The sequence below is a fragment of the Micromonospora sp. CPM1 genome (assembly GCF_023896895.1).
In the GTDB taxonomy this organism is placed as follows: domain Bacteria; phylum Actinomycetota; class Actinomycetes; order Mycobacteriales; family Micromonosporaceae; genus Micromonospora; species Micromonospora tulbaghiae.
Map to the genome: position 1 here is coordinate 83,854 of NZ_JAMHIU010000012.1, position 21,388 is coordinate 105,241.

Below are 21,388 nucleotides of genomic sequence, written 5' to 3' on the forward strand. Positions count from 1 at the left end.
CGGCGACCATCGATCGATGCCCGCACACCGCCCGGCCGAACCGGACATCAGTCGCTACTACACCGAGGTCTACGCCGAGGCCGACCGGCTGGAAGGGTCACCGCAGGGCCGGCTGGAGGCACGGCGTACCCGCGATCTGCTCGCCCGGCTTCTGCCCGCCGCACCCGCGGACGTGCTGGACGTCGGCGGCGGTCCCGGTGCCTACGCGGGTCCGCTCGCCGCGGCCGGTTACCGGGTGCACCTGGTCGACCTGGTGCCCGCGCACGTGGCCGCCGCGCGGTCCGCGTACCCGCTGGTGACCGCGTCGGTGGGGGACGCCCGCGCGTTGCCGTCGCCCGACGCGGCGGCGGACGCGACGCTGCTGCTCGGCCCGCTCTACCACCTGCCGCGGCAGGCCGACCGGGTGGCGGCGCTGCGCGAGGCGGCGCGGGTGACCCGGCCGGGCGGGACGGTCGTGGCGGCGGCGATCAGCCGCCACGCCGCGCTGATCGACCTGAGCGCGCAGGGCCGCGTCGACGAGCACAACCGTCGGTTGCTGCGCGCCGAGTACGAGACCGGCGTCAACGATCCCCGCACCGGCTTCACCACCGCGTTCTTCCACCGGCCGGAGGAACTGGCCGCCGACTTCGTCGCGGCCGGACTGCCCGACCCCCAGGTGTACGGGGTGGAGGGTCCGCTGTGGCCGCTGCTGAACGCGCTCGGCACCGGGTCGCACGAGCGGTTGTTCGCCGACGCGCTGGCCTGCGCCGAGACGTTCGAGCGGGACGCGGCGATCCTCGGCGCCAGCGCCCACCTGCTCGCCGCCGTGCGCCGCTGACCGCCGGGCCGGACCGCCGTCTGCTTTACGCCGGAGCGAAACTCGTCAAGCACCAAGGGTAACCAGTTGCGACAAACCATGTTATTCTCCAGCGTCAATCTATGCCGCGCGGACCCGGCCGGGTCGCTGCCGGAAGGACATCCCCCCGATGCCGGTCGCTGCCGCCATGCCCCTGTCACGGGCCCCGCTGGCCCGTCCGGCGGGTGACGCGTTCAGCCGGATCTTCACCACCCTGCCGGCGCTGCTGCGGCTCACCTGCGGCCTGGTCGGCGCGGTGGTCGCGCTGTCGGTGCGCACGCCGCCGGTGCGGGTGGCGCTGCTGGTCCCCGCGGTGGTCGTGCTGACCGCCTGGTCGGTCTGGTACGCGTTCCGCGCGTTCCGGCACGGCATCGGCGGCGCGCTGGTCGCCGGTGACGTGGCGCTGACCACCGCCGCCGCGCTCGCCGTCCCGTGGCTCGTCGCGCCGGAGGTGCTGCCGGGCGAGGCCAGCTGGGTCGCGGTGCTGGCCAGCTCGACCGTCATCAACGCGCAGGCCACCGCCCCGGCCCGCTGGTCCGTGCCGGCCGGCCTGCTGGTCACCGCCGCGTACGTCACCGGCACCACGCTGGCCGGCAACCCGGTCGAGGCGCGGGCGCACGCCGGGACGCTGCTGGTGCAGACCGGCAGCGCGGCGGTGATGACAGCGGTGATGCGCCGCCGGATCGCCCGCGCCGACGCCGCGTTCGCCGACTACCAGCGGTTGTCCCACGAGGCGGTGGTGGCACGCGCCGCCCGCGAGGACGAACGGCGGCAGAACCGCGACCTGCACGACACCGTCCTGGGCACGCTCACCATGGTCGGCCTCGGCGCCGTACCCGACTCGGCGACGTTGCGCGAGCGGTGCGCGGACGATCTGCGTACCCTCACCGCCCTGGCGGGCGCGCGGACCGCGACCGCGCCCGGCGAGGCCGACCTGGACGAACGGCTGCGCGAGGTGCTGGCCGGGACGCCCGGGCTCGCGGTGACCGCGACGCTCGCGCCGTGCCGGCTGCCGGCGGAGGTCGCCACGGCGCTCGCCGACAGCGCCGCCGCCGCGCTGGCGAACGTGGCACGCCACGCGCCGGGCGCGGCCACGTCGCTGCGCCTGGCCCGCGAGGGCGGCACCGTCGTGGTCGAGGTGGTCGACGACGGTCCCGGTTTCGACCCGTCCACGGTCCCGGCCCACCGGTACGGGCTGCGCGAGTCGATCCACGGGAGGATGAGCACTGTGGGCGGTCGGGCGGTGGTGACTTCCGCCCCTGGCACCGGCACCCGGATTCGGCTGGAGTGGTCCGATGGCGAGTGAGTCGGGTACGGCCGTGGCGGCCGGCTCCGCGCTGCGCCCGCTGCCCCGGCCGCGGACTGCGACGCGCTCCGCAGCGGCCACGGCTCCGCCGGAGGCGCACGCGGTGGCCGACGCGTCCGACGGCGGCGCGCGGATCGCCGCGATCGTCATCGCGGCGGCCTGGCACCTGGCGGTGGCGCTGCCGGCCGTGTTGCGGGCCGGGCCGGGGATGGCCTTCCCGGCCGTGGTGGCGACGGGCTGGCTGGTGACCGCGCTGGTCGGGGTCGGGGCCGGCGCACGGCTGCTGCGCGGCGGGCTGCCGGCGGCCGGGCCGCTGGCCGCGGTGCTGCTGGTGGTCGACGCGGCGGTGGTCGCGGGTGCCGGCGACCGGTTCCTGTTCAGCACCGCCAACTGGGTGTGGGGCGGTCTGGCCTGGTTCTTCCTGCTGGTGCTCTGGCAGCGGCCGGTGCGCCGGCTGCTGGTCATGCTCGCCGCGCACGGCACGATCGCGCTGGCGGCGGTGATGCTGTACGGGGCGACCGCGCCGGCCGACCTGAGCCGGGCCGCGATGTACGTCTACGGCACCTCCACCCTGCCGGTGGCGGTCTTCGTCGGCGCGGCGGCGCTCACCGCGCAGGCCCGGAACCGGGCGGCCACCGCCGCGGCGACGCTCGCCGTGGCGGCGGAGCAGGAGGCGGCCGAGCGGGCCCGCACCGAACGGCAGGCACGGCTGGCGCTGGTCAGCGGCACCGCCGAGGAGGTACTGGCCGAGCTGGCGGAGGGCGACGCCGACCCGGCCGACCCGGCGGTACGGCGGCGCGCGGTGCTGGCGGCGGCCCGGCTGCGCCGGCTCATCGCCGAGTCGGACGACGTGCCGGACGCGCTGCTGCACGAACTGCGCGCGGCGGCCGACCTGGCCGAACGCAACGGACTGCCGATCGACCTGGTGTCGGTCGGCACGCCGCCGGAGTTGCCGGTGGAGATCCGGCGCGGGCTGGCCGACCCGCTCACCGCGGCGCTCGCCGCCGCCGAGGGTTGGGCCCGGCTCACAGTGGTAGCAGGCCAGGACGAGGTGGTGGTCAGCCTGGTGACACCGGATCAAGACGGCCCGGACGAGCCGGCGACCGGCGGGGACGGGCCGGTGGAACACCTGCACGAGCGGGACGGGGAGATCAGATGGACGCAGACCCGCTGGCGGCGGACGTGAACGCCGGAACCCCGATCGGGGTGGCGATCGTCGACGACCATCCGGTGGTGATCGACGGGGTGCGCGCCTGGCTGGCCCGCGAGCCCCGGTTGCGGGTGCTGGCCACCGGCGACGACCCGGACGAGGTGCTGCGGGCCGCGCCGGACGCCGAGGTGGTGCTGCTCGACCTGCGCCTGCACGGCCGGATGGCGCTGGACAAGCTGGCCGAGCTGAGCGCGGCCGGGCGCCGGGTGGTGGTCTACTCCGAGCACAGCGACCCGCAGACCATGCTCGCCGCGCTCGACGCCGGGGCGGTCGCGTTCCTGGCCAAGCACGAGGGGCGCGAGCACTGCGTGGCCACCGTGCTGGCGGCGGCGAGCGACCGGCCGTACGTGCCCCCGGCGCTGGCCGGCGCGATGGTCGGTGACGCCCGCCCGGATCGTCCGTCCCTGTCGGACAAGGAGCGCGAGGCGCTGCTGCTGTGGTTCCAGTCGATGTCGAAGGCGTCGGTGGCGCGCCGGATGCAGATCAGTGAGCACACCGTGAAGCAGTACGTCGACCGTGCGCGGATCAAGTACACCCGAGCGGGGCGTCCGGCCGCCACGAAGGCGGCACTGCTCGCCCGGGCGATCGAGGACGGACTCGTCCGACCGGAAGATATCGGCATCTACCGGTCGCAGGCGTCGGCCGACCGGCCGACCCCCTAACAGGCGTCATGACAGTCGCCCCAGGAATCGGGCAGGCTCACCGTTACCGCCAACCGTCATCGGGAGGTCGTACCGTGCCGGAGGACGCCACACCCTTCTTCGTCGGACCGCACCGGTTCGACGCCGACGACGACCCCACCCGTCCCGTGCTCGACCGGCGCTACGAGCTGGTGCCCGAGCCGGGCGAACGTCTGCTCGGTCAGCACTTCCTGCGCGTCGCCGGTCACCTGCTCGGCCCGAGCGAGGACGTCCGCTGCTGGTCGCTGCCCGCCCCGGCGACGATCACCGTGACCGACCGCCGCCTGGCGTACGTCTGCACCGGCTCCGAACTGTCGGTGGTGTCCGGGCGGGACAGCCGGGCAGGTGCCCGGCACCGGCGTCCGGCCCGACTGTCCCGCCTGGTCAGCAGCCAGATCCGCTGGCAGTGGCCGTCCCGGCTGGAGCTGGCCGAGGTGGGCGACGGCAACGCCGAGCTGCGCATCGTCTGCGACGCGCTACGCACCATCCGGCAGCCGGCGCTGGCGCTGACCGGGCCGGTCGGTCTGGTCGCCGGGCTGGCCCGGCAGGTACGCCGCTCGGTGGCCGGTTTCCGGCTCGCCAACGCCGACCTGGTGGACCTGTCCCCGCCGGAACGGGACGTCCTCGCCGTCCGGGTGGCCGCCTCCCCCGGCCCGACGCTGGGCACCGTGACGCTGCCGGGCTCGCTGCCGGTGGAGTTCCTGTCCCGCGACGACTACTACCGTCCGCCGGAGGCCGAGGCGTCGCCGTGGGCGTGGTCCGGCTTCCCCGCCCACGACCAGCCCGGCTCCGCCTGCTGACGCTCCCCCGCGGCGGAACCCGGCGTGGTCAGGAGGCGCTGCGGGTGCGGCGCTCGGACCGGTCCAGCTCGACCGCCTCCTCCGGGGTCGGCGCGCCGCCGCCCAGGTGGGCCGGCTGCCACCAGGTGTCGTCCGGGCCGGACGGCTTGTCCGGGTACTCCCGCTGGGCCCGGTCGACCAGCGCCGACAGGCGGGTACGCAGGTCGGCGGTCATGACGGTGGCGTCCGGGTAGGCGGACGGGTCCATCGGCTCGCCGACGATGATGGTGATCGGGGTGTGCCGGCGGGTCAGCGTGCGCGGGCGGCCCTTGGTCCACAGCCGCTGGGTGCCCCAGAGCGCGACCGGCAGCAGCGGCACGCCCGCCTCCTGCGACATCCGGGCCGCGCCGTTCTTCAGGTCCTTCACGGTGAAGGAGCGGCTGATCGTCGCTTCCGGGAAGACGCCGACCACCTCGCCCTGGCGCAGCGCGCTCACGGCGGCGGCGTACGAGCCGGCGCCGGCGGCCCGGTTGACCGGGATGTGCTTCATGCCGCGCATCAGCGGACCGGAAACGCGGTGCCGGAAGACGCTGTCCTTGGCCATGAACCGGACCAGCCGCTTGGCCGGATGCGCGCCGTAGCCGCAGAAGATGAAGTCGAGATAGCTCACGTGGTTGGACGCGAGCACGGCGCCGCCGGTCTGCGGCACGTGGTCGCTGCCGGACACGTCGAGGCGCAGGTCGAGAAGCCGGAACATCGTCTTCGCGGCGGTGATCACAGGGGGGTACACGAGTTCCGACATGTCGAAACTTTACCCCGAGTAGGTTACGCGACCGTAGGGCCGATCTGCCCTCGGCAGACCGGGGTCGCGCACCGGCCCGGGCTCGGCGACGATGGCGACATGACCGAACGCGCGGTGTTGCTCTGGATCTACGGCGGCGGCTGGCGGGCCCGCGCCGAGGAGGACGGGACGGCACTCGCGTCGCTCGGGCTGCGCGTGGTCCCGGCCACGTACCGGTTCTCGCACCAGGCGCGCTGGCCGGCGCAGCTCGACGACGTCCGCGCCGCGGCCCGGGTGGCCTGGGCCGGGGCGGGCGGCCTGCCGCTGCTGGTGGGCGGCGACTCGGCCGGCGGGATGCTGGCGCTTCAACTCGGCCTGCGCGGGGTGGACCGGCCCGGCGACGTGGCGGGGGTGCTCGCGTACTGGGCACCCGTCGACCCGCTCGACCCGGAGCAGCGGCGCCGGCGCGCTCCCGGCGACGACCCGTGGACCGACCTGCTGGGCCGTCCGCCGGCCGCGGACGATCCGGCCACCGTCGACGCGGCTGTCGCCACCCACCTCGGCTCCGGCGTACCGGTGCTGCTGGTGCAGGGGCGTGACGACGAAGCGGTGCCGGCCGCCCAGCCGGTCGAGCTGGCCGGCCGGCTGCTCGCCGCCGGGCACCCGACGCATCTCTGGCTCACGCACGGCGGTCACGCGCTCGACCTGGCCCGGCCCGACCTGCGCGCGGCCGCCGCCGCGTTCCTGGACAGCGTCCTGCCCGCCGCCGCGGGCGACTAGGTTCGAGGAATGCCCGACCTCGCCGCGATCGTCATCCACTGCCGCGACCCCTACCTGCTCGCACCGTTCTGGAGTGCGGTCACCGGGCTGCCGGTGGTCGAGGCGGACCGGGTGAAGCTCGCCGAGGGCACGCTCGCGCCGACCGAGGCGGTGCTGCTGCGCGACCCGCACGGGCGGCGTCCGGACCTGTGGATCAGCCCCGCCGACGTGCTTCCGGAGCCCGGCCGGATCCACCTCGACCTGGTCGGTGACGCCGAGGAGCGGGCCGCGGTGCTGGAGGCGGGCGCGACAGTCGTCCGCGAGCTGCCGCGCTGGACCGTGCTGGCCGACCCGGAGGGCAACGAGTTCTGCCTGCTTCCCCCGAACGAGGCACACACCGCGCCGCCGCCCGGGCACTGACCCGCCGCCCGGGCGCCGGCACTTGCCCCGGGCGCCGGCCCGCTCAGTCGGCCATCTCGTCGAGGTCGAGCCGGCCCCGGGCGAACGCGTCCACCCGGCCCCAGCGACCCGGGATGTCCAGCACCTCGATCCGTCCCATGCCCACCGGCAGCCGCGGGTCGACCGCCAGGTGCTTGTCGTGCGGCTCCAGCCCCAGCATGGTGCGCAGCAGCAGCAGCGGCGCCCCGGTCGACCAGGCCTGCGGGCTGCACGCCGTCGGGTACTCCACCGGGAACTTGGTCAGCTCGCGCTGGTAGCCGCCGAACGCCTCCGGCAGCCGGCCGTCGAAGTAGGTGGCCGCGTCGAGGATGCCGTTTGCCACTGTGGCGGCCTCCTCGGCGAAGCCGTACCGGCGCAGGCCCCAGGCGACGAACGAGTTGTCGAACGGCCAGATCGTGCCGTTGTGGTAGCCGATCGGGTTGTAGCGGACCTCGCCCTCGGCCAGCGTCCGCACCCCCCAGCCGGACCAGAGCCGGGGACCGACGAGATGCTCGGCGATCTTCGGCGCCCGCTCGTCGTCCACGATCCCGCTCCACAACAGGTGCCCGATGTTGGAGGTGAGCACGTCGCACTGGCGCCCGTCCGGGTCCAGCGCGAGCGCGTAGAAGCCGCGGTCGGCGACCCACCAGTCGTTGTTGAAGCGCCGCTTCAGCTCCGCCGCCTCGCGTTCCAGCTGATCGGCGTACGTGGGGTCGTCCCAGAACTCCCGGGCCATCCGGGCGGCCCGCATCTTCGCGTCGTACGCGTACCCCTGCACCTCGCAGGTCGCCCGCGGGAACGGCGGAAGCGTGCCGTCGGCGTACGAGATGGAGTCCCACGAGTCCTTCCAGCACTGGTTCTCCAGGCCGGTGTCGGTGTTGCGCCGCTCGTACCAGATGTAGCCGTTGCCGAGCAGGTCGGCGTAGTCGTCGATCCACTTCAGCGCGGCCCGGCACTCCCGTTCCAGCTCCTTGACCAGCGCGCCGTCGCCGCTCCACCGCTCGTACTCGTCGAGCAGCACCACGAACAGCGGCGTCGCGTCCACCGAGCCGTAGTACGGCGAGTGCGGCTGCTCCTCGAACGCGGCGGTCTCGCCGTACCGCATCTCGTGCAGGATCCGGCCCGGGTCCTCGTCCCGGAAGTCGTCGAACCGGGTGCCCTGGAGCGCGCCGAGGATGCGCAGCGTCGTCTTCGACATCTCCGGCGCGAACGGCAGCACCTGGAGGCAGGTGAGGATGCTGTCCCGGCCGAACATGGTCATGAACCAGGGCAGGCCGGCCGCGGGCAGCGTCTGCCCGCCGAGTGACAGCGGCGAGAAGCGCAGCGCCGCGAGGTCGACCAGGCTCCGCCGGTACGTCGCGGCGAGTTCCTCGTGCTCGCTGTTCAGCTTCGGGGCCCGGCTGATCCACTCCTCCAGGTCGTGCTGGAGCGCGATCCGCTCGGTGCCGTGCGCGCGCAGTCCCATCCGCAGGTCCCGGCCGCCGGGGCCGATCGCGAACGTCTGCACGTCGATGACGGCGTCCCACTGCTCGTTGGGTTCCAGCCGGACGCTCCAGGCGAAGCCGCGCTGGTCGTAGCGGGCCGGCTGGTCGGCGGAGACGAGCGTCTCGCGCCGGAAGTTGCCACGCCGGTAGCCCAGGCGCAGCCGGTCCGGCTCGGCCTCGGCGTAGTGTTCGCCCTTCTTGTTCAGGATCTCGTCCTTGACCTGGAACAGGTCGGCGAAGTCGGAGCCGGCGTCCATCCGGATCTCCAGGTCGACCGCCTTCTCGTCGTGGTTGAGGATGGTCAGCGTCTCCCGGAAGCTGCCGCCGACGGCCCGCTCCCGGATGACCGACAGCTTCGCGTCGATGTAGTGCGTGGCCATGCCGGGCACCAGGAAGAACCGGGCCTCGTAGTACTGGAGGTCGTCGTAGGAGAGCGCGTTGAGCCGCTCCCCGTTGACGGTGAGCACCCACTTCGACAGGTACCGCGTGTCGAGCGAGAACAGGCCGGTCGGCTCGCTCGGCGTGGCCTCGATGTCGCCGGTGTCCTCGCACACCACGAACGTGTTGCCGTCCAGGATCCGGACGGTGTTGCCGCCGGGCATCAGACACCCCTCCCGCTGAACGTGTGGTGCGGTCCGCGGGAGTCCGGCGGGCCGGGGAAGACCCGCTCGACCTGAAGCACGAGCCGCAGGTCGCCGACGACTGTCATGTCGCCGCGCAGCAGCGCCGCGATGGCGTTCTCCTCGCCGCCGACCAGCTCGGCGAACAGGCGCGGCTCGGTGCCCACCACCGTGTCCGCCTCGCCGTCCTCCTGCCGGACCCGCAGCTTGCCGTGATCGATCTCCAGCAGCCAGTGCGTGGTGTGCGGGCCCTCGTGCAGGTCGAAGCGGAGCGTTCCGGAGGTCTTGACCAGCAACGGCTCGAACCCCCGCCGGTCCAGGTCCTCGAAGAATCTCGTGGTCATGTCCACCATCCGGGCGACTCCTCCCGCGATCCGCGGTCTCCCTGTCCGAGGCTCCGTGTCCCCACCCGTTGCGCGGCCAACCTCGCCCGAACCGGGTGAGCGCGGCACCGTCGCGACGCGCGACGCCGGCCCCCGAACCGGGGGCCGGCGTCACCGCGGCGGACAGGTCTAGTTGTTGGGGTCGTCGGCGCTGATGTCCGCGAGCACCGACTGGGGTTCCCGCTCCACCGCCAGGTCACCCATGGAGATGAGGCCGACCAGCCGGCCGTCGTCGACCACCGGGAGGCGGCGGACCGCGTACGTGCGCATCAGGTCGGCGGCGGCCACGGCGTCGTCGTTCTGGCTGACGGTCACCACGTCCTTGCTGGTGATCTGGTTGAGCCGGGTGGCGGTGGGGTCCATGTTCTCGGCCACGCCCCGTACCGCGATGTCCCGGTCCGTCACGATCCCGACCACGTTGTCGCCGTCGGTCACCACCACGTCGCCGATGGCGCTGTCGCGCATCTCCTGCGCCGCGGCGATCAGCGTGTCGTTGCCGTCCATCGTCACCAACCGGGTCGTCATGAACTCTCCGACCGTTGTCATGGTGCTCCCCTCTCGGTGTCGGCACCGCCGTCTACCCGCCGCCACAGGCGGGGTAACGCGGGCGTCACCGCCGGTGGCGCAGGCGCCGGCGCAGGTCGTAGAAGCCGTTGCTGGACAACCCGTAGAAGAGCGGCAGCAGCAGGAGCACCACCAGCGCCGCCGGCACGCTCAGCAGCACGCCCACCAGACCGGCGATCGCGTACGCGAGGACGCCGAGCAGCGCCCGGACGCGTTCGGCCTCGAAGAACCGGGCGGGGACGTGCGGCTCCAGCAGCTCCCGGTGTCGGCTCAGGTAGTGGTAGAGCCACAACCAGGTGATCGACAGGATCACGCCGACCAGCGCGTACGCGGACACCGCGACCCGCTCGTCGAAGACGTCGCCCTCCTCCACGGCCCGGGAGACGAGCGCGGTGACGAACGGCAGCAGCGCCACGCTGAACAGCACGCCGAGGTTCGCCCAGTGCAGTCCCCGGTCGGCGCAGCGGACCCGGTGGAACGTCCCCTTGTGGTTCAGCCAGTTGACCGCCACGTACAGGTAGGACGTGACGTAGGCGAGGTAGACCGGCCACTGGTCGAGCAGCGCGCGCAGCATCCCGCCCGGCGCCGTCTCGGGCACCCGCAGGTCCAGCACCAGCAGCGTGATGACGATGGCGAAGACCGCGTCGCTGAACCCGATCGCCCGGCCCGTGTCCGAGCGCATACCGGCGTCCCCGGTGTCTCCTTCGGCCGTCATCGGCACCCCCGCCCCCGCCGGCGCGGGGCGGCCGGCGACGCGGAGGGCATACCCGCTGAGCGGGCGTCCGTGCCGGATGGCCCGGGCACGGACGCCCGCGGGGTCAGCGCTCGGCGGCGACCAGCTCGGCGAGCTGCACGGCGTTCAGCGCCGCGCCCTTGCGCAGGTTGTCGTTGGCGCAGAACAGCGCGAGCCCGTGCTCGACGGTCTCGTCGGCCCGGATCCGGCCGACGTACGTCGGGTCCTGGCCGGCCGCCTCCAGCGGCGTCGGCACGTCGCGCAGCGCCACGCCGGGCGCGCCGTCGAGCAGCTCGCGGGCCCGGGCCGGGTCGATCGGCCGGGCGAACCGGGCGTTGATCTGCAACGAGTGGCCGGTGAAGACCGGCACCCGCACGCACGTGCCGGAGACCTTCAGCCCGGGGATCTCCAGGATCTTGCGGCTCTCGTTGCGCAGCTTCTGCTCCTCGTCGGTCTCGTCGGAGCCGTCGTCGACGATCGAACCGGCCAGCGGGAGCACGTTGAAGGCGATCGGACGGGCGAACGAGCGCGGCGCCGGGAACTCCACCGCCCGGCCGTCGAAGGCGAGCCCGGCGGCGTCCTCGGCCACCTTGCGGACCTGCTCGTCCAGTTCCGCCACCCCGGCCAGGCCGGCGCCGGAGACCGCCTGGTAGGTGGCGACGACGAGGCTGACCAGCCCGGCCTCGTCGTGCAGCGGGCGCAGCACCGGCATGGCGGCCATCGTGGTGCAGTTCGGGTTGGCCACGATGCCCTTCGGGCGGTCCGCGATCGCGTGCGGGTTGACCTCGGCCACCACCAGCGGCACCTGCGGGTCCATCCGGAACGCCGAGGAGTTGTCGATCACCACGGCGCCAGCCTCGGCGACCCGGGGAGCCAGCTCCTTCGCGGTGCCCTTGCCCGCCGAGAAGAGCACGATGTCCAGGCCGCGGTAGTCCGCGGTGGCCGCGTCCTCCACGGTGACCTCGCCGCCGCGCCAGGGCAGCGTGCGCCCGGCCGACCGGGCCGAGGCGAACAGGCGCACCTGCTCCGCCGGGAACTCGCGCTCCGCCAGCACCTGCCGCATGACGCCACCGACCTGGCCGGTGGCTCCCACAATGCCGATCCTCATGCCCGCGAGGCTACCCAGCCGGGCGGTGCGGGTGGGAAACGTTTCCCACCGCGCGGATGCGGGGCGACGGGAATCACAGGCCCGCCGCCCCGTCCGGTCACGTGTGGTCGACCACCTCGCCGAGACCGCTGGCGACCAGCTCGTCCCGGATGACCGCCGCGTCCCCCTCGATCACCATCGTCAGCGACTCGGGGTGCAGGTAGGTCGCGGCCGCGGCGGAGACGTCCTCGACTGTCGCCGCGAGCAGTTGCTCCCGCAGCCGCGCGTGGTAGTCGTCCGGCAGGTCGTGCACGACCAGCGTGCTCAGGGCCGCGGCGATGGCCCGGGGGCTCTGCAACTCGACCGAGAGCTGCCCGGCCCGCCAGGAACGCGCCACCTCCAGCTCGTCCTCGCTGACGCCGGTGAGCTGGGTACGCGAGATCTCGCCCACCGACTCGACGAGCGCCGGCGCGGTCACCGCGGTCTGCACGCCGGAGCTGACCGCGAACCGGCCGAACCGCCGGGACGAGGCGAAGTCGCCCCGGATCCCGTACGTGTAGCCGCGCACCTCGCGGATCAGGTGGTTGAGCCGGGACGTGAACGCGCCGCCGAGCACGGTGCCGGCGAGCGTCATCGGCACGTGGTCGGGGTGGGCGCGGTGCGGGGACGGGTGGCCCAGCCGCAGCGTGGACTGCACCGAGCCGGGCCGGTCCACCAGGATGATCCGCCGCTGCCCGGCCAGCGGCACGTCGATCGGGCCGCCGCGTTCCACCGGGCCGCCGCCGGCCCCGGCGAACGCCGTCGCGGCGAGCGCGTCCAGGTCGATCCGCTCCAGGTCACCGGCGACGACGAGCGTGCCGGGGCGGATGAACCACTCGGAGTGGAAGACGGTGACGTCGTCCACCTCCAGCGCGGCCACGCTGTCCGGGTCGCCGTAGAGCGGGCGGCCCCACCGGTGCTGCGCGCCGAACAGCTCGGCCCGCAGCACCGCGTCGGCACGCGGGCCGGGGTTGGCCCAGTCCATCCGCAGCGCGGTGGCCTCGTCGTCGCGTACGCGCAGCACGTCGGCCGGGTCGAGCCGGGGCGTACGGACCGCCTCGGCCAGCAGCTCCACGGCGGCGGTCAGCCGGTCCACCGGCACCTGCACGCTCACCTGGAACGAGTCCCAGTCGAGCCCGGTCGCCAGCTCGGTGCCGAGCGCCTCGATGGCCAGCGCGTACGCGGTGGCGTCCCGCTGCGCGGTGCCCTCCTCCAGCGCCTTGGCCAGGACCGCGCCGAGCCCTTCCTTGCCGACCGGCTCCCGGCCCGCGCCGCCGTCGAGCAGCAGCAGCGCGACGGCGAGGTTCTGCCCGGGCAGGTGCGCGGCGACCACCTGGCCGCCGGCCGTCGTCCGCCGGACCACCTGCGGGAACCGGTAGGCGCGGGCGGCGCCGGGGCCGGGACGGGTGGCGATCAGCGACATCAGTTCTCCTCGGGCAGGTAGGTCAGGATCACCCGGTCGGCGGCGCCGAGCAGCTCGGCGGCCTGCTCGGCGATCTGCTCCGCGGTCACCGCGAGCCAGGCCGGCAGCCGGTCGGCCGCGCGGGCCGGGTCGCCGAACTGGGTGGCGTACCGGCCGAGCGTGTCGGCCCGCCCGTCGACAGTGGACATCTGCCGCCACCACATGGTGCTCAGCAGCGCCTTGGCGCGGTCCAGCTCGGCGGCGGTCACCGGCACTGTGGCCAGCTCGCCGACCACCTCGGCCAGCCCGTCGCGCAGCCGCTCGGCGCTCACCCCGGGGCGGGCCGTGGCGGTGGCGATCAGCGGGGCGGGCGCGTGCGCCAGGTCCACCCCGTACGCGCCGACCAGGTCCGGCTGGGCGATCCGCTCACCGTCGGCGAGCCGCTGGTAGAGGCGGCTGCCCCGGCCGCTGCCGAGCACGGTGCCCAGCACCGTCGTCACGTCGTACCCCTGGGTGCCGAACGGGTGGGTGCGGTGCGCGACGTAGACGCGGGGCGCGGGCACGTCGGCGGTGACCGTCTCCACCGCCGGGCGGCCGGTGGCCGGCACCGTGCGGCCGTCCGGCGCGGCCGGGATCTCGGCGCGCGCGGCGAGGCCGCCGAAGTACTTGTCGGCGAGCGCGAACACCTCCGCCGCTGCGGTGTCGCCGACCACCGTGAGGACCGCGTTGTTCGGCGCGTAGTAGGTGCTGTGGAACTCCTGGAAGGTGGCCAGGTCGGCGGCGTTCAGGTCGGCCATCGACCCGATCGTCGCGTGGTGGTACGGGTGGCCGGGCGGGTAGAGCAACGGCAGCAGGCGCAGCCACGCGTCGCCGTACGGCACGTTCTCGTAGCGCTGCCGCCGCTCGTTCTTCACCACCTCGCGCTGGTTGTCCAGCGTCTCCTGGGTCAGCGCCGGCACCAGCCCACCCATCCGGTCGGCCTCAAGCCAGAGCGCCAGTTCCAGATGCTCGGCCGGGACCGTCTCGAAGTAGTTGGTCCGGTCCGGGTTGGTGGTCGCGTTGAGCGAGCCGCCCGCGCCCTGGATCAGCTTCATGTGCTCGGTCTTCGCCACGTTCACCGAGCCCTCGAACATGAGGTGTTCGAAGAGGTGGGCGAAGCCGGTCTGTCCCGCCGGCTCGTGGCGTGAGCCCACGTCGTACCAGAGGTTGACCGCCACGGCCGGGGCGGTGCGGTCCTCGCTCACCACCACGCGCAGGCCGTTGTCCAGTCGGGTCGTCTCGATCGGCCAGGGGAAACCGCTGTCGGGCATGGGACGACGCTATCCGATCTCGGAGGCGGAAAGGTGACACGCGCGCCGGAGCATCGTCGCCGCGCGCCGGGGTACCCGTGCGGGCATGGCCGCCACCACACCCTCCGCCGTCGAGCGCGCCGCCGCCGCGCTGGCCCGGCTCCGGCACGCCCGGCTGCTGCACCCGGCCGGGCGCACGTTCGCCGGCGAGACCCGGATCTGGGGTACGCCGGGACCGCCGACCGGTGTGCCGCTGCTCGACCTGCCGGGCCGGTGGCCGGCCACGATCCGCCTGTCCAAGGGCGTGCCGACGCCGGGCGGCTGGCCGGACGTGCTGGGCGTGGCGGTACGGCTGCACCGCGACCCGGAGCCGCCGGTGGACCTGCTGTGGAGTTCCAGCGGCGCCGCGCCGGTGCTGCGGAACCTGCCGCTGCCCCGGCGGCGCTTCACCGGGACGTACACGTCGATCATGCCGTTCCGGGCCGGCGGGCGGCGGCTGTTCCTGGCCGTGCTGGCCGACCCGGAGTCACCCGACCTGGGTCGCGGCCTGGCCGAGGCGGGTGCGGCGGTCGCCGCCGACGAGCCCCGGCTGGTGCTGGCCGTGGCCTCGGCGGTGGGCCGGTGGCGGCCGTTCGGCGAGGTACGCCTCGACGACGAACGCGGCGCCGCCGAGGACGCCGCGCTCGCGTTCGACCCGATCGGCAACGTGCCGCCGGGGTTGCGCCTGACCGGCCCGCTGGCCCGGCTGCGGGACGACAGTTACCGGGGTTCCCGCCGGGCCCGGGGCGCCGCGCTCAGTCGGGCGGCTCGACGGGGGTGACGGTCTGCTCGGAGGTGCGGTGCTCCAGCACCGTGTCGGGGGCGGCGTTCTGGTCCGCCTCGCGGATGTCGGACTCGGCGAGGATCGCGTCGGCCTGGGCCTCCGCGTCGTCGCTGCCCGCCGCCGCCTCCTCCGGCAGCAGGTGCGCTCGGGACTCGATCCGTTCCTGGTCACTGGGGTCGTGGCTCGTGGTCATGACGATCACATACCCCGCGTTCCGCACTTCGGAACGACAGCGGGACTTCCGGCCCGCGTCGGGTACGCTGGCCGACGTGACGCGGTCGTATCGATGGTTTAGGCAGCCGGCTGGAGGAGCCGGTGACTCGACCATGAGCTGACGTCACCACCTCTTCGAGCCGGCCGGGCAGGGATTCTTTTCCCTGCCCTTTCGTATGCGAGCAGCCGGCTCGATCCCCCGGACCCGGCACGGGGGCACGGTCGGCGGAAGGAATCCCCACCGTGACCACGTCCCAGGACGCCCATCGGGTCATCGACCAGCGCATCGACCGTGTGGTGCCGCTGACCACCCCGGCCCTGCTGCACCACCACCTGCCGCTCGACACCCCGCTGGCCGAGGCCGTCGTGGCGGGCCGGCGTGCCGTCGGCCGGGTGCTGGACCGCGCCGACGACCGGTTGCTCGTCGTCGTCGGCCCCTGCTCCGTGCACGACCCGGCCGCCGCCCTGGAGTACGCGGGCCGGCTGCGCGAGGCCGCCGCCCGGGTCGCCGACGACCTGCTCGTGGTGATGCGTGTCTACTTCGAGAAGCCGCGCTCGACGGTGGGCTGGAAGGGCCTGATCAACGACCCGGCGCTGGACGGCTCCGGCGACGTGAACACGGGCCTGCGTACCGCGCGGGCGCTCCTGCTCGACGTGCTGCGGCTGGGCCTGCCGGTGGGCTGCGAGTTCCTCGACCCGATCACCCCGCAGTACATCGCCGACACGGTGGCCTGGGGCGCGATCGGCGCGCGGACGGTGGAGAGCCAGGTGCACCGGCAGCTCGCCTCCGGGCTGTCCATGCCGATCGGCATGAAGAACCGCCCGGACGGCAGCATCGCCACCGCCGTGGACGCGATCCGGGCCGCCGGGGTGCCGCACGTCTTCCCCGGCATCGACGTCTCGGGCACCCCGGCGATCATGCACACCCGGGGCAACGCGGACGGGCACCTGGTGCTGCGCGGCGGGGGCGGCCGGCCCAACTACGACGCGGAGTCGGTGGCCGGGGCGCTGGAGCTGCTGCGGGCGGCGGGCCTGCCGGAGCGGGTGGTGGTCGACGCCAGCCACGCCAACAGCGGCAAGGACCACCGCAACCAGCCGCTGGTCGCCGCAGACGTGGCCGCGCAGCTCGCGGCCGGTCAGCGCGGCATCGTCGGCATCATGCTGGAGAGCTTCCTGGTGCCGGGCCGGCAGGACCTGGACCCGACCCGGGAGCTGGCGTACGGCCAGTCGGTCACCGACGCCTGCATCGGCTGGGACAGCACCGCCGAGGTGCTGGAGCACCTGGCCCAGGCCGTCCGGGCCCGCCGGGCCACGCTCCCGGCGCCGGCCTGAGCGGGGTTGGGGCGAGTTTGACCGGTTCGGTGCCGGGTAGGTGGTCGGCGTGACCGATGACGCGCCCGTGACCGAGCAGCCCGACACCAGGCCGCTCGACGACCTGCTCGACGACATCTACCACGGCCAGGAGCGGATCACCCAGGCGGACATCTACCGCCGGGCGGTGGCCGCCGAACTCCCCGCGGAGCTGCTCACCCGGATCGCCGCGCTCCCCCAGGGCGAGTACGCGGCGGACGAGGCGGCCGATCTGCTGGGCGGCACGGTCGCCTGAGCCCCCGGAAGACCGAGAGGACGCGACATGACCGACCGCAACCCCGACCACGAGCACCTGGCGGCGCTCGGACAGCCCCCGGAGGGCGTCGACACGCTGCCGGAGCCGGACTTCGCCAACGAGCACGACCGCACCGCTGTGGACCGGGACGTCGTCACCGGGGAGGACGAGGACGAGCGGGAGCCGGAGGCGTCGCGCGGCTGGGCCGGCGAGGACCACGGCACCACCCCTACCTGACGGGTGGGAGACACGGGAAAGGGGGCCGGCTCACGCCGGCCCCCTTTCCGTGTCCACGGGTCACGACTCGTGGCGTGCGCCCTCGGCCGCCTGCTGGGCGACCGCGTACCCCATCTGGAGGAAGTCGGAGGCGGCCACGGCGGTCAGCGCGGTGGCGACCAGCCGGGTCAGCCGGGGCGCCAGCACCAGGCCGCCGGTGAGCCCGGTGGCCACCCAGACCGCAAGGCAGAACGGGCAGCTCACCAGCTCGCCGAGCGCGTGCCGGGTCGGGCTGCCCTCGTCGCGGACCTGCTCCATCACCTCGCCGCTGCCGATGGGGTGGTCGTAGCGGGTGAACGGCGCGCGCAGCGGGCTGGTGATCGCGTCCTTGGACAGCAGCCTGCTGAGCTTGTGCGTGGCGATCGAGAGCAGCACCACGTCCGCGGGCGTGGGCCGCTCGGGCACCGGCCGGCCGGTCGCCCGGACCAGGCCCACGAGCGCGGCTGTCACACCGGCGTACGTGCCCATCGCCTTCAGGTAGCCCTCCAGCGGCCGATGCTCGTGCGGCGCGTACGCCTGGCGCAGGCGCGCCACCTTCTGCTTCAGGCCACTCCCGGTCAACCCGGCCTCCTCGTGCTCGTCGTGCGGGCCGGGCTCAGCCGGCGGTCAGGTTGTCGGCCACCTCGCGGTCGAGGTTGGCCAGGATCTCGTCGGCCAGGTCGTGGTCCGGCCCGGCCAGGTCCAGCCGCACCCGGGCGCCGCCCGCGTCGGCCGGCTCCACGTCGATCTCGGCGGACCAGTCCGCGGCGCTCCACCGGGCCCGCATGTCGTCGGCGTCGACGACCTCCACCCGGCAGGCGCCGGAGCTGCGCAGCCGCTCGGGCAGCCAGGCCGACGAGCGGTCCGGGTCGGTCGCGGTGTTGAACACCACCTCCGGCGGCGCGGACATGCCGCGCTCGGCGTGGCTGGCCATCAGGCGTCCCGCAGCCGGCTCGGGTCGACCTCCCGGCCGGGGTGCCGGGCCAGGTACTCCGTCTCCAGTTCGGCGGTGCGCCGCAGGTGGTTGGCGAGCGCCGAGTCGGTGGCGTGCCGCAGCGTGTCCAGCCGGGTGCGGTGCAGGCTCTGCATCTCCCGGATCAGGTCCTCGTCGCCCAGCTCCGTGGGGTCCACCCCGAGCTGCTCGCCGTCGGCGTCGACGGTGCGGGCGTGGTCGCCGTCCCATTCCGCGACCCGCTGTTCCGGGCTCGCGTCCCGGCGTACCGATTCGGTCATCGTCGCCCCCTCGTCTCGTTCGGGTTGGCACCTGTTCGGATGCCCAGCGCGCGTGCCACCAAACCCCGCCCGTCCTACGACGCCGTGTCGGAGACGCCCAGGCGGCCCCGGTACTCTCGTGGGCATGGAACGGCTCTGGACACCGGCGTGGATCGTCCGCCACGTGGCCATGGTCGTGCTGGTGGCGGGTTGCCTCGGCATGGGCTGGTGGCAGGTCACCCGCGCCGCCGGGGGGAACGCGATCAGCTTCGGTTACGCGATCGAGTGGCCGGTGTTCGCCGCCTTCGTGGTCTTCGTCTGGTGGCGTGAGGTCCGCCAGACGCTGCGCGCCGCCGACCCGGCGCCGGCGGAGGACACCGCGCCGTCGGCCGGTCCCGCGCCGTCGGTGACCGCCGGCACCCCTGCGGTACGCCGGCCGGTGCGCGTCGTGCGGGTGCCGGCCGCGCCGGCCGACGGGGCGGACGACGCCGAGCTGGCCGCGTACAACCGCTACCTATCCTGGTTGAACGCCAATCCGGGCGCCCGGCCCGGCGACTATCCCGGCTGAGGCCGGTGCGGAAGGACGGACGACGGTGGGCGGAGCCTTTACCCGGTACCGCGTGATCGCCTGGATCGTGGGCGTGGCGCTCGTGGTGCTGGTCCTGATCGGCATGCCGCTGAAGTACGGCTTCGACAACCCGAGCGTGGTGGGCGTGGTCGGCGTGGCGCACGGCTGGCTGTACATGCTCTATCTGGCGCTCACGTTCGACCTGTCGCGCCGGGCGAACTGGCCGCTGAAGCGGATGCTGCTGGTGATGCTCGCCGGCACCGTGCCGTTCGTCTCGTTCTACGCCGAGCGGCGGGTGAGCCACTGGGTGGCCGCCGAGAGCCGCCCGCGTACGCCGGAGCCGGTCGCGGGCTGACCGCCGCTCACCGGGCCGGCCGCCACGGCTCGGCCGCCGGCGGGTCGGCCCAGCCGCCCAGGCGCGCCGCCTCCCGCGCCCGCGCCAGCGCGCGGGCGACCTGGCCGAACTGCCGCTCGTCGTCGCTGCTGAACAGCAGCACCTCGGTGCCCCGCACCCGTCCCCACAGCTCGTACGCCGGGGGCCGCACGCGGTCGCCGATCAGCACGAGCAGCAGCGGCACCACCCCGACCGCGCCGAGCATGAGGTACGCCCCGGCGGTCAGCCGGTGCAGGCCGCCGGTGAAGCCGAGCAGCAGGCCGACCGCGGCGATCATCGCGGCGGACACGGCGACCGCCCGGATCGCGAGCCGGTCGTGCGGTCCACGGTCGGTCCGGAGCTGGGTGATCTCGGCAACCGGCCAGGTGTTGCGGCCGACGGTGAAGCGCTCGGCGGTGACGACGATGCCGGGCCGGGCGTAGAGCAGCCTGGGTGCGGCCGGTCGCGGCGAGCGGGGCGGCTGGGTGGCGGAGCGGTCGGTCTGCACGGGGGCCTCCCGGGAGCAGGGATCCCGTGGTGGGATTTCCCGTCCGGGCTCCATTGTGTTGGCCTCGCGCCACCTGACCTCGGGGTTTCGGCTGTCGCAGGGTTGACCGGCCCGGCCCTGCCCGCCGGAAACAGAGAACGATTTCCGTCTTTGTCGTGACTTCGCCTGGCGTTCCTGGCGACATCCGTCCAGAACGACGAATCGGGCGAGTCGCCTCATCCACCCACCGGATCCCCCTCATCACTTTCCGCCACTTTGCCAACTTTCGCCCCTGCTTGAACTCCCGGCTACTGCGATCACGGGTTAGGTTGTCCAGGTCGGCCCGGTCGACAGCCGCCCACCCGGACGGCCCCGGGCCGGTGTCGCCGGGTCGCGAACGCGCCCGGCGACCGGTGGGAGAGGAGCTTTCCGCTCTTGTCGTCCTTACGGATGCTGCTCCGCTCGCTGGCGGTGGCCGGCCTCTCGGCCGCACTGCTCGCCCCGGCGCAGGTGGCCCGGGCCGAGCCCACACCCGCCGAGCTGACGAAGCAGATCGAGAAGTCCTCGACTGAGCTGGAGCGAATCGTCGAGTCCTACAACAAGCTCAACGAGGACATCAAGGCCAACAAGGCCACCGCGGCCAAGTTGGAGGCCCAGATCGGGCCGTTGCAGGAACAGGCCGAACGCAGCCGCGCCGACGTGGGCGTGCTGGCCGCGACGGCGTACAAGACCGGCGGCATGCGCACCGCGGCGGCCCTGCTGGACCCGGGCGGCCAGGCCACGCTGCCGGAGCGGCTGGGCACGCTCGACCAGCTCACCCGCCAGCGGCAGCGCACCATCAACAGCTTCACGGCCGACCAGCAGCGGCTGATCGACCAGAAGACCGCGCTGGACGTCACGCTCGCCCGGGAGGCGGCGCAGGCCAAGCAGCTCAAGTCCGCGAAGACGCGGATCGAGGCGGACCTGTCCGACCTCTACGAGATGCGGCGCAAGGCTTACGGGCGGGCCACCGAGGCGCCCGGCAGCCCCAGTTCGGCGGGCACTCCCCCGGCCGTCTCCGGCAAGGCCGGCGTGGCCGTGCGGTACGCATACGGCGCGGTCGGCAAGCCCTACGGCTACGGCAACGACGGCCCCGGCAGCTACGACTGCTCCGGCCTGACGCTCGCCGCCTGGCGGGCGGCCGGGAAGTCGCTGCCGCACAGCGCGGCGCAACAGTGGGGCGCCACCACCCGGATCAGCCGCAGCCAGCTGCAACCCGGTGACCTGGTGTTCTACTCCGGGCTCGGGCACGTGGCGCTCTACGTCGGCAACGGCCAGATCATCGACGCGCCCAGCGCCGGGCGCAACGTCAGCAAGCGCGGCATGAACATCATGTCGATCGCCGGCTACGGCCGGGTCTGAGCACCGCGAAGACGGCGAACGGCCGGCGTCCCCCTGTCGGACGCCGGCCGTTCGCCGTTCA

General features: G+C 74.0%; 27 protein-coding genes. 14 read left to right on the forward strand and 13 right to left on the reverse strand.

Annotation, left to right across the window (positions count from 1 at the left end; all coding sequences use genetic code 11):
• Positions 1–16: 16 nt before the first annotated feature.
• The 5 genes from M8C11_RS16660 (at position 17) to M8C11_RS16680 (ending at position 4,831) form a co-directional block, all read left to right on the forward strand.
• Entirely contained in the window at positions 17–817 is an 801-nt protein-coding gene (locus tag M8C11_RS16660; protein WP_252450260.1) for a class I SAM-dependent methyltransferase, read from the forward strand.
• Positions 818–965: 148 nt separating this feature from the next.
• Positions 966–2,141 (forward strand): ATP-binding protein, encoded by a 1,176-nt coding sequence (locus M8C11_RS16665; protein ID WP_121684190.1) that lies wholly within the window; start codon positions 966–968, stop codon positions 2,139–2,141.
• Complete coding sequence (locus tag M8C11_RS16670; protein ID WP_252450262.1) at positions 2,131–3,327, forward strand: hypothetical protein; 1,197 nt, start codon at positions 2,131–2,133, stop codon at positions 3,325–3,327. The genes M8C11_RS16665 and M8C11_RS16670 overlap by 11 nt, the downstream gene beginning before the upstream one ends.
• Positions 3,297–4,013, forward strand: coding sequence for a response regulator transcription factor (locus tag M8C11_RS16675; protein WP_252450264.1), 717 nt, complete (start codon positions 3,297–3,299; stop codon positions 4,011–4,013). Before M8C11_RS16670 ends, M8C11_RS16675 begins: the two co-directional genes overlap by 31 nt.
• 74 nt (positions 4,014–4,087) lie before the next feature.
• Positions 4,088–4,831, forward strand: a complete 744-nt coding sequence (locus M8C11_RS16680) for a hypothetical protein (RefSeq protein WP_252450266.1) — start codon at positions 4,088–4,090, stop codon at positions 4,829–4,831.
• 28 nt (positions 4,832–4,859) lie between these two features.
• On the opposite strand, the gene M8C11_RS16685 is transcribed toward M8C11_RS16680, so the two are convergent.
• A complete protein-coding gene (locus tag M8C11_RS16685) occupies positions 4,860–5,612 on the reverse strand; it encodes a 1-acyl-sn-glycerol-3-phosphate acyltransferase (protein WP_252450268.1) in 753 nt (250 codons plus the stop codon).
• A gap of 99 nt (positions 5,613–5,711) precedes the next feature.
• On the opposite strand from M8C11_RS16685, the gene M8C11_RS16690 reads away from it, so the two are divergent.
• A complete protein-coding gene (locus M8C11_RS16690; RefSeq protein ID WP_252450270.1) occupies positions 5,712–6,371 on the forward strand; it encodes an alpha/beta hydrolase in 660 nt (219 codons plus the stop codon).
• 9 nt (positions 6,372–6,380) lie between these two features.
• Positions 6,381–6,770, forward strand: a complete 390-nt coding sequence (locus M8C11_RS16695) for a VOC family protein (RefSeq protein ID WP_047890580.1) — start codon at positions 6,381–6,383, stop codon at positions 6,768–6,770.
• Positions 6,771–6,813: 43 nt separating this feature from the next.
• On the opposite strand, the gene M8C11_RS16700 is transcribed toward M8C11_RS16695, so the two are convergent.
• The 7 genes from M8C11_RS16700 to M8C11_RS16730 all read right to left on the reverse strand — a co-directional run bounded on the left by M8C11_RS16700 (position 6,814) and on the right by M8C11_RS16730 (position 14,410).
• Positions 6,814–8,874 carry a glycogen debranching N-terminal domain-containing protein gene (locus M8C11_RS16700; RefSeq protein WP_252450272.1) on the reverse strand — a complete coding sequence of 687 codons (2,061 nt, stop codon included), beginning with the start codon at positions 8,872–8,874 and terminating at the stop codon, positions 6,814–6,816.
• Positions 8,874–9,245, reverse strand: a complete 372-nt coding sequence (locus tag M8C11_RS16705) for an SCP2 sterol-binding domain-containing protein (RefSeq protein WP_252450274.1) — start codon at positions 9,243–9,245, stop codon at positions 8,874–8,876. Before M8C11_RS16705 ends, M8C11_RS16700 begins: the two co-directional genes overlap by 1 nt.
• Before the next feature lie 159 nt (positions 9,246–9,404).
• Positions 9,405–9,821: a CBS domain-containing protein gene (locus M8C11_RS16710; protein WP_013475429.1), complete on the reverse strand. Its 417-nt coding sequence runs from the start codon at positions 9,819–9,821 to the stop codon at positions 9,405–9,407.
• Between the two features lie 64 nt (positions 9,822–9,885).
• Positions 9,886–10,521 carry a TMEM175 family protein gene (locus tag M8C11_RS16715; RefSeq protein WP_252450290.1) on the reverse strand — a complete coding sequence of 212 codons (636 nt, stop codon included), beginning with the start codon at positions 10,519–10,521 and terminating at the stop codon, positions 9,886–9,888.
• 136 nt (positions 10,522–10,657) lie between these two features.
• Positions 10,658–11,680, reverse strand: coding sequence for an aspartate-semialdehyde dehydrogenase (locus M8C11_RS16720; protein ID WP_252450301.1), 1,023 nt, complete (start codon positions 11,678–11,680; stop codon positions 10,658–10,660).
• A gap of 97 nt (positions 11,681–11,777) precedes the next feature.
• Positions 11,778–13,121 (reverse strand): pitrilysin family protein, encoded by a 1,344-nt coding sequence (locus M8C11_RS16725; protein WP_252450303.1) that lies wholly within the window; start codon positions 13,119–13,121, stop codon positions 11,778–11,780.
• Positions 13,121–14,410, reverse strand: coding sequence for a pitrilysin family protein (locus M8C11_RS16730; protein WP_252450305.1), 1,290 nt, complete (start codon positions 14,408–14,410; stop codon positions 13,121–13,123). The genes M8C11_RS16725 and M8C11_RS16730 overlap by 1 nt, the downstream gene beginning before the upstream one ends.
• 85 nt (positions 14,411–14,495) lie before the next feature.
• Between M8C11_RS16730 and M8C11_RS16735 the strand changes: the two genes are divergently transcribed.
• Positions 14,496–15,209, forward strand: coding sequence for a phosphodiesterase (locus M8C11_RS16735; RefSeq protein WP_252450307.1), 714 nt, complete (start codon positions 14,496–14,498; stop codon positions 15,207–15,209).
• Here M8C11_RS16735 and M8C11_RS16740 read toward each other — a convergent pair.
• A complete protein-coding gene (locus M8C11_RS16740; RefSeq protein ID WP_128138638.1) occupies positions 15,184–15,405 on the reverse strand; it encodes a hypothetical protein in 222 nt (73 codons plus the stop codon). The two genes, M8C11_RS16735 and M8C11_RS16740, sit on opposite strands and share 26 nt — an antisense overlap.
• A gap of 254 nt (positions 15,406–15,659) precedes the next feature.
• Between M8C11_RS16740 and M8C11_RS16745 the strand changes: the two genes are divergently transcribed.
• The 3 genes from M8C11_RS16745 to M8C11_RS16755 are packed head-to-tail and all read left to right on the forward strand — an operon-like array spanning position 15,660 to position 17,268.
• Positions 15,660–16,757 carry a 3-deoxy-7-phosphoheptulonate synthase gene (locus M8C11_RS16745; RefSeq protein ID WP_121684196.1) on the forward strand — a complete coding sequence of 366 codons (1,098 nt, stop codon included), beginning with the start codon at positions 15,660–15,662 and terminating at the stop codon, positions 16,755–16,757.
• A 40-nt stretch (positions 16,758–16,797) separates the two neighbouring features.
• Complete coding sequence (locus M8C11_RS16750) at positions 16,798–17,031, forward strand: hypothetical protein (protein ID WP_018786980.1); 234 nt, start codon at positions 16,798–16,800, stop codon at positions 17,029–17,031.
• A 27-nt stretch (positions 17,032–17,058) separates the two neighbouring features.
• A complete protein-coding gene (locus M8C11_RS16755) occupies positions 17,059–17,268 on the forward strand; it encodes a hypothetical protein (protein WP_030502248.1) in 210 nt (69 codons plus the stop codon).
• 60 nt (positions 17,269–17,328) lie between these two features.
• On the opposite strand, the gene M8C11_RS16760 is transcribed toward M8C11_RS16755, so the two are convergent.
• The 3 genes from M8C11_RS16760 to M8C11_RS16770 are packed head-to-tail and all read right to left on the reverse strand — an operon-like array spanning position 17,329 to position 18,519.
• Complete coding sequence (locus tag M8C11_RS16760) at positions 17,329–17,868, reverse strand: DUF1360 domain-containing protein (protein ID WP_252450309.1); 540 nt, start codon at positions 17,866–17,868, stop codon at positions 17,329–17,331.
• A 34-nt stretch (positions 17,869–17,902) separates the two neighbouring features.
• On the reverse strand, positions 17,903–18,220 hold the full coding sequence (locus tag M8C11_RS16765) for a hypothetical protein (protein ID WP_120573496.1): 318 nt from the start codon (positions 18,218–18,220) through the stop codon (positions 17,903–17,905).
• Positions 18,220–18,519 (reverse strand): DUF6158 family protein, encoded by a 300-nt coding sequence (locus M8C11_RS16770; RefSeq protein WP_047890574.1) that lies wholly within the window; start codon positions 18,517–18,519, stop codon positions 18,220–18,222. Before M8C11_RS16770 ends, M8C11_RS16765 begins: the two co-directional genes overlap by 1 nt.
• A gap of 124 nt (positions 18,520–18,643) precedes the next feature.
• Between M8C11_RS16770 and M8C11_RS16775 the strand changes: the two genes are divergently transcribed.
• Positions 18,644–19,066: a hypothetical protein gene (locus M8C11_RS16775; RefSeq protein ID WP_120573495.1), complete on the forward strand. Its 423-nt coding sequence runs from the start codon at positions 18,644–18,646 to the stop codon at positions 19,064–19,066.
• Between the two features lie 25 nt (positions 19,067–19,091).
• The gene (locus M8C11_RS16780; protein WP_252450311.1) at positions 19,092–19,421 is read left to right on the forward strand and encodes a DUF3817 domain-containing protein; all 330 of its coding nucleotides are present in this window, start codon (positions 19,092–19,094) and stop codon (positions 19,419–19,421) included.
• A gap of 7 nt (positions 19,422–19,428) precedes the next feature.
• Here the strand turns inward: M8C11_RS16780 and M8C11_RS16785 are convergent, their stop codons facing one another.
• Complete coding sequence (locus tag M8C11_RS16785) at positions 19,429–19,947, reverse strand: DUF6232 family protein (protein WP_252450313.1); 519 nt, start codon at positions 19,945–19,947, stop codon at positions 19,429–19,431.
• A gap of 414 nt (positions 19,948–20,361) precedes the next feature.
• On the opposite strand from M8C11_RS16785, the gene M8C11_RS16790 reads away from it, so the two are divergent.
• The gene (locus M8C11_RS16790) at positions 20,362–21,327 is read left to right on the forward strand and encodes a C40 family peptidase (protein WP_252450315.1); all 966 of its coding nucleotides are present in this window, start codon (positions 20,362–20,364) and stop codon (positions 21,325–21,327) included.
• Positions 21,328–21,388: the final 61 nt, after the last annotated feature.

Coding starts and splice junctions, on each gene's coding strand:
- M8C11_RS16660 (WP_252450260.1), top strand. CDS start 17: ATGCCCGCACACCGCCCGGCCGAACCGGACATCAGTCGCTACTACACC.
- M8C11_RS16665 (WP_121684190.1), top strand. CDS start 966: ATGCCGGTCGCTGCCGCCATGCCCCTGTCACGGGCCCCGCTGGCCCGT.
- M8C11_RS16670 (WP_252450262.1), top strand. CDS start 2,131: ATGGCGAGTGAGTCGGGTACGGCCGTGGCGGCCGGCTCCGCGCTGCGC.
- M8C11_RS16675 (WP_252450264.1), top strand. CDS start 3,297: ATGGACGCAGACCCGCTGGCGGCGGACGTGAACGCCGGAACCCCGATC.
- M8C11_RS16685 (WP_252450268.1), bottom strand. CDS start 5,612: ATGTCGGAACTCGTGTACCCCCCTGTGATCACCGCCGCGAAGACGATG.
- M8C11_RS16690 (WP_252450270.1), top strand. CDS start 5,712: ATGACCGAACGCGCGGTGTTGCTCTGGATCTACGGCGGCGGCTGGCGG.
- M8C11_RS16695 (WP_047890580.1), top strand. CDS start 6,381: ATGCCCGACCTCGCCGCGATCGTCATCCACTGCCGCGACCCCTACCTG.
- M8C11_RS16700 (WP_252450272.1), bottom strand. CDS start 8,874: ATGCCCGGCGGCAACACCGTCCGGATCCTGGACGGCAACACGTTCGTG.
- M8C11_RS16705 (WP_252450274.1), bottom strand. CDS start 9,245: ATGGTGGACATGACCACGAGATTCTTCGAGGACCTGGACCGGCGGGGG.
- M8C11_RS16710 (WP_013475429.1), bottom strand. CDS start 9,821: ATGACAACGGTCGGAGAGTTCATGACGACCCGGTTGGTGACGATGGAC.
- M8C11_RS16715 (WP_252450290.1), bottom strand. CDS start 10,521: ATGCGCTCGGACACGGGCCGGGCGATCGGGTTCAGCGACGCGGTCTTC.
- M8C11_RS16720 (WP_252450301.1), bottom strand. CDS start 11,680: ATGAGGATCGGCATTGTGGGAGCCACCGGCCAGGTCGGTGGCGTCATG.
- M8C11_RS16725 (WP_252450303.1), bottom strand. CDS start 13,121: ATGTCGCTGATCGCCACCCGTCCCGGCCCCGGCGCCGCCCGCGCCTAC.
- M8C11_RS16730 (WP_252450305.1), bottom strand. CDS start 14,410: ATGCCCGACAGCGGTTTCCCCTGGCCGATCGAGACGACCCGACTGGAC.
- M8C11_RS16735 (WP_252450307.1), top strand. CDS start 14,496: ATGGCCGCCACCACACCCTCCGCCGTCGAGCGCGCCGCCGCCGCGCTG.
- M8C11_RS16740 (WP_128138638.1), bottom strand. CDS start 15,405: ATGACCACGAGCCACGACCCCAGTGACCAGGAACGGATCGAGTCCCGA.
- M8C11_RS16755 (WP_030502248.1), top strand. CDS start 17,059: ATGACCGACCGCAACCCCGACCACGAGCACCTGGCGGCGCTCGGACAG.
- M8C11_RS16765 (WP_120573496.1), bottom strand. CDS start 18,220: ATGGCCAGCCACGCCGAGCGCGGCATGTCCGCGCCGCCGGAGGTGGTG.
- M8C11_RS16770 (WP_047890574.1), bottom strand. CDS start 18,519: ATGACCGAATCGGTACGCCGGGACGCGAGCCCGGAACAGCGGGTCGCG.
- M8C11_RS16775 (WP_120573495.1), top strand. CDS start 18,644: ATGGAACGGCTCTGGACACCGGCGTGGATCGTCCGCCACGTGGCCATG.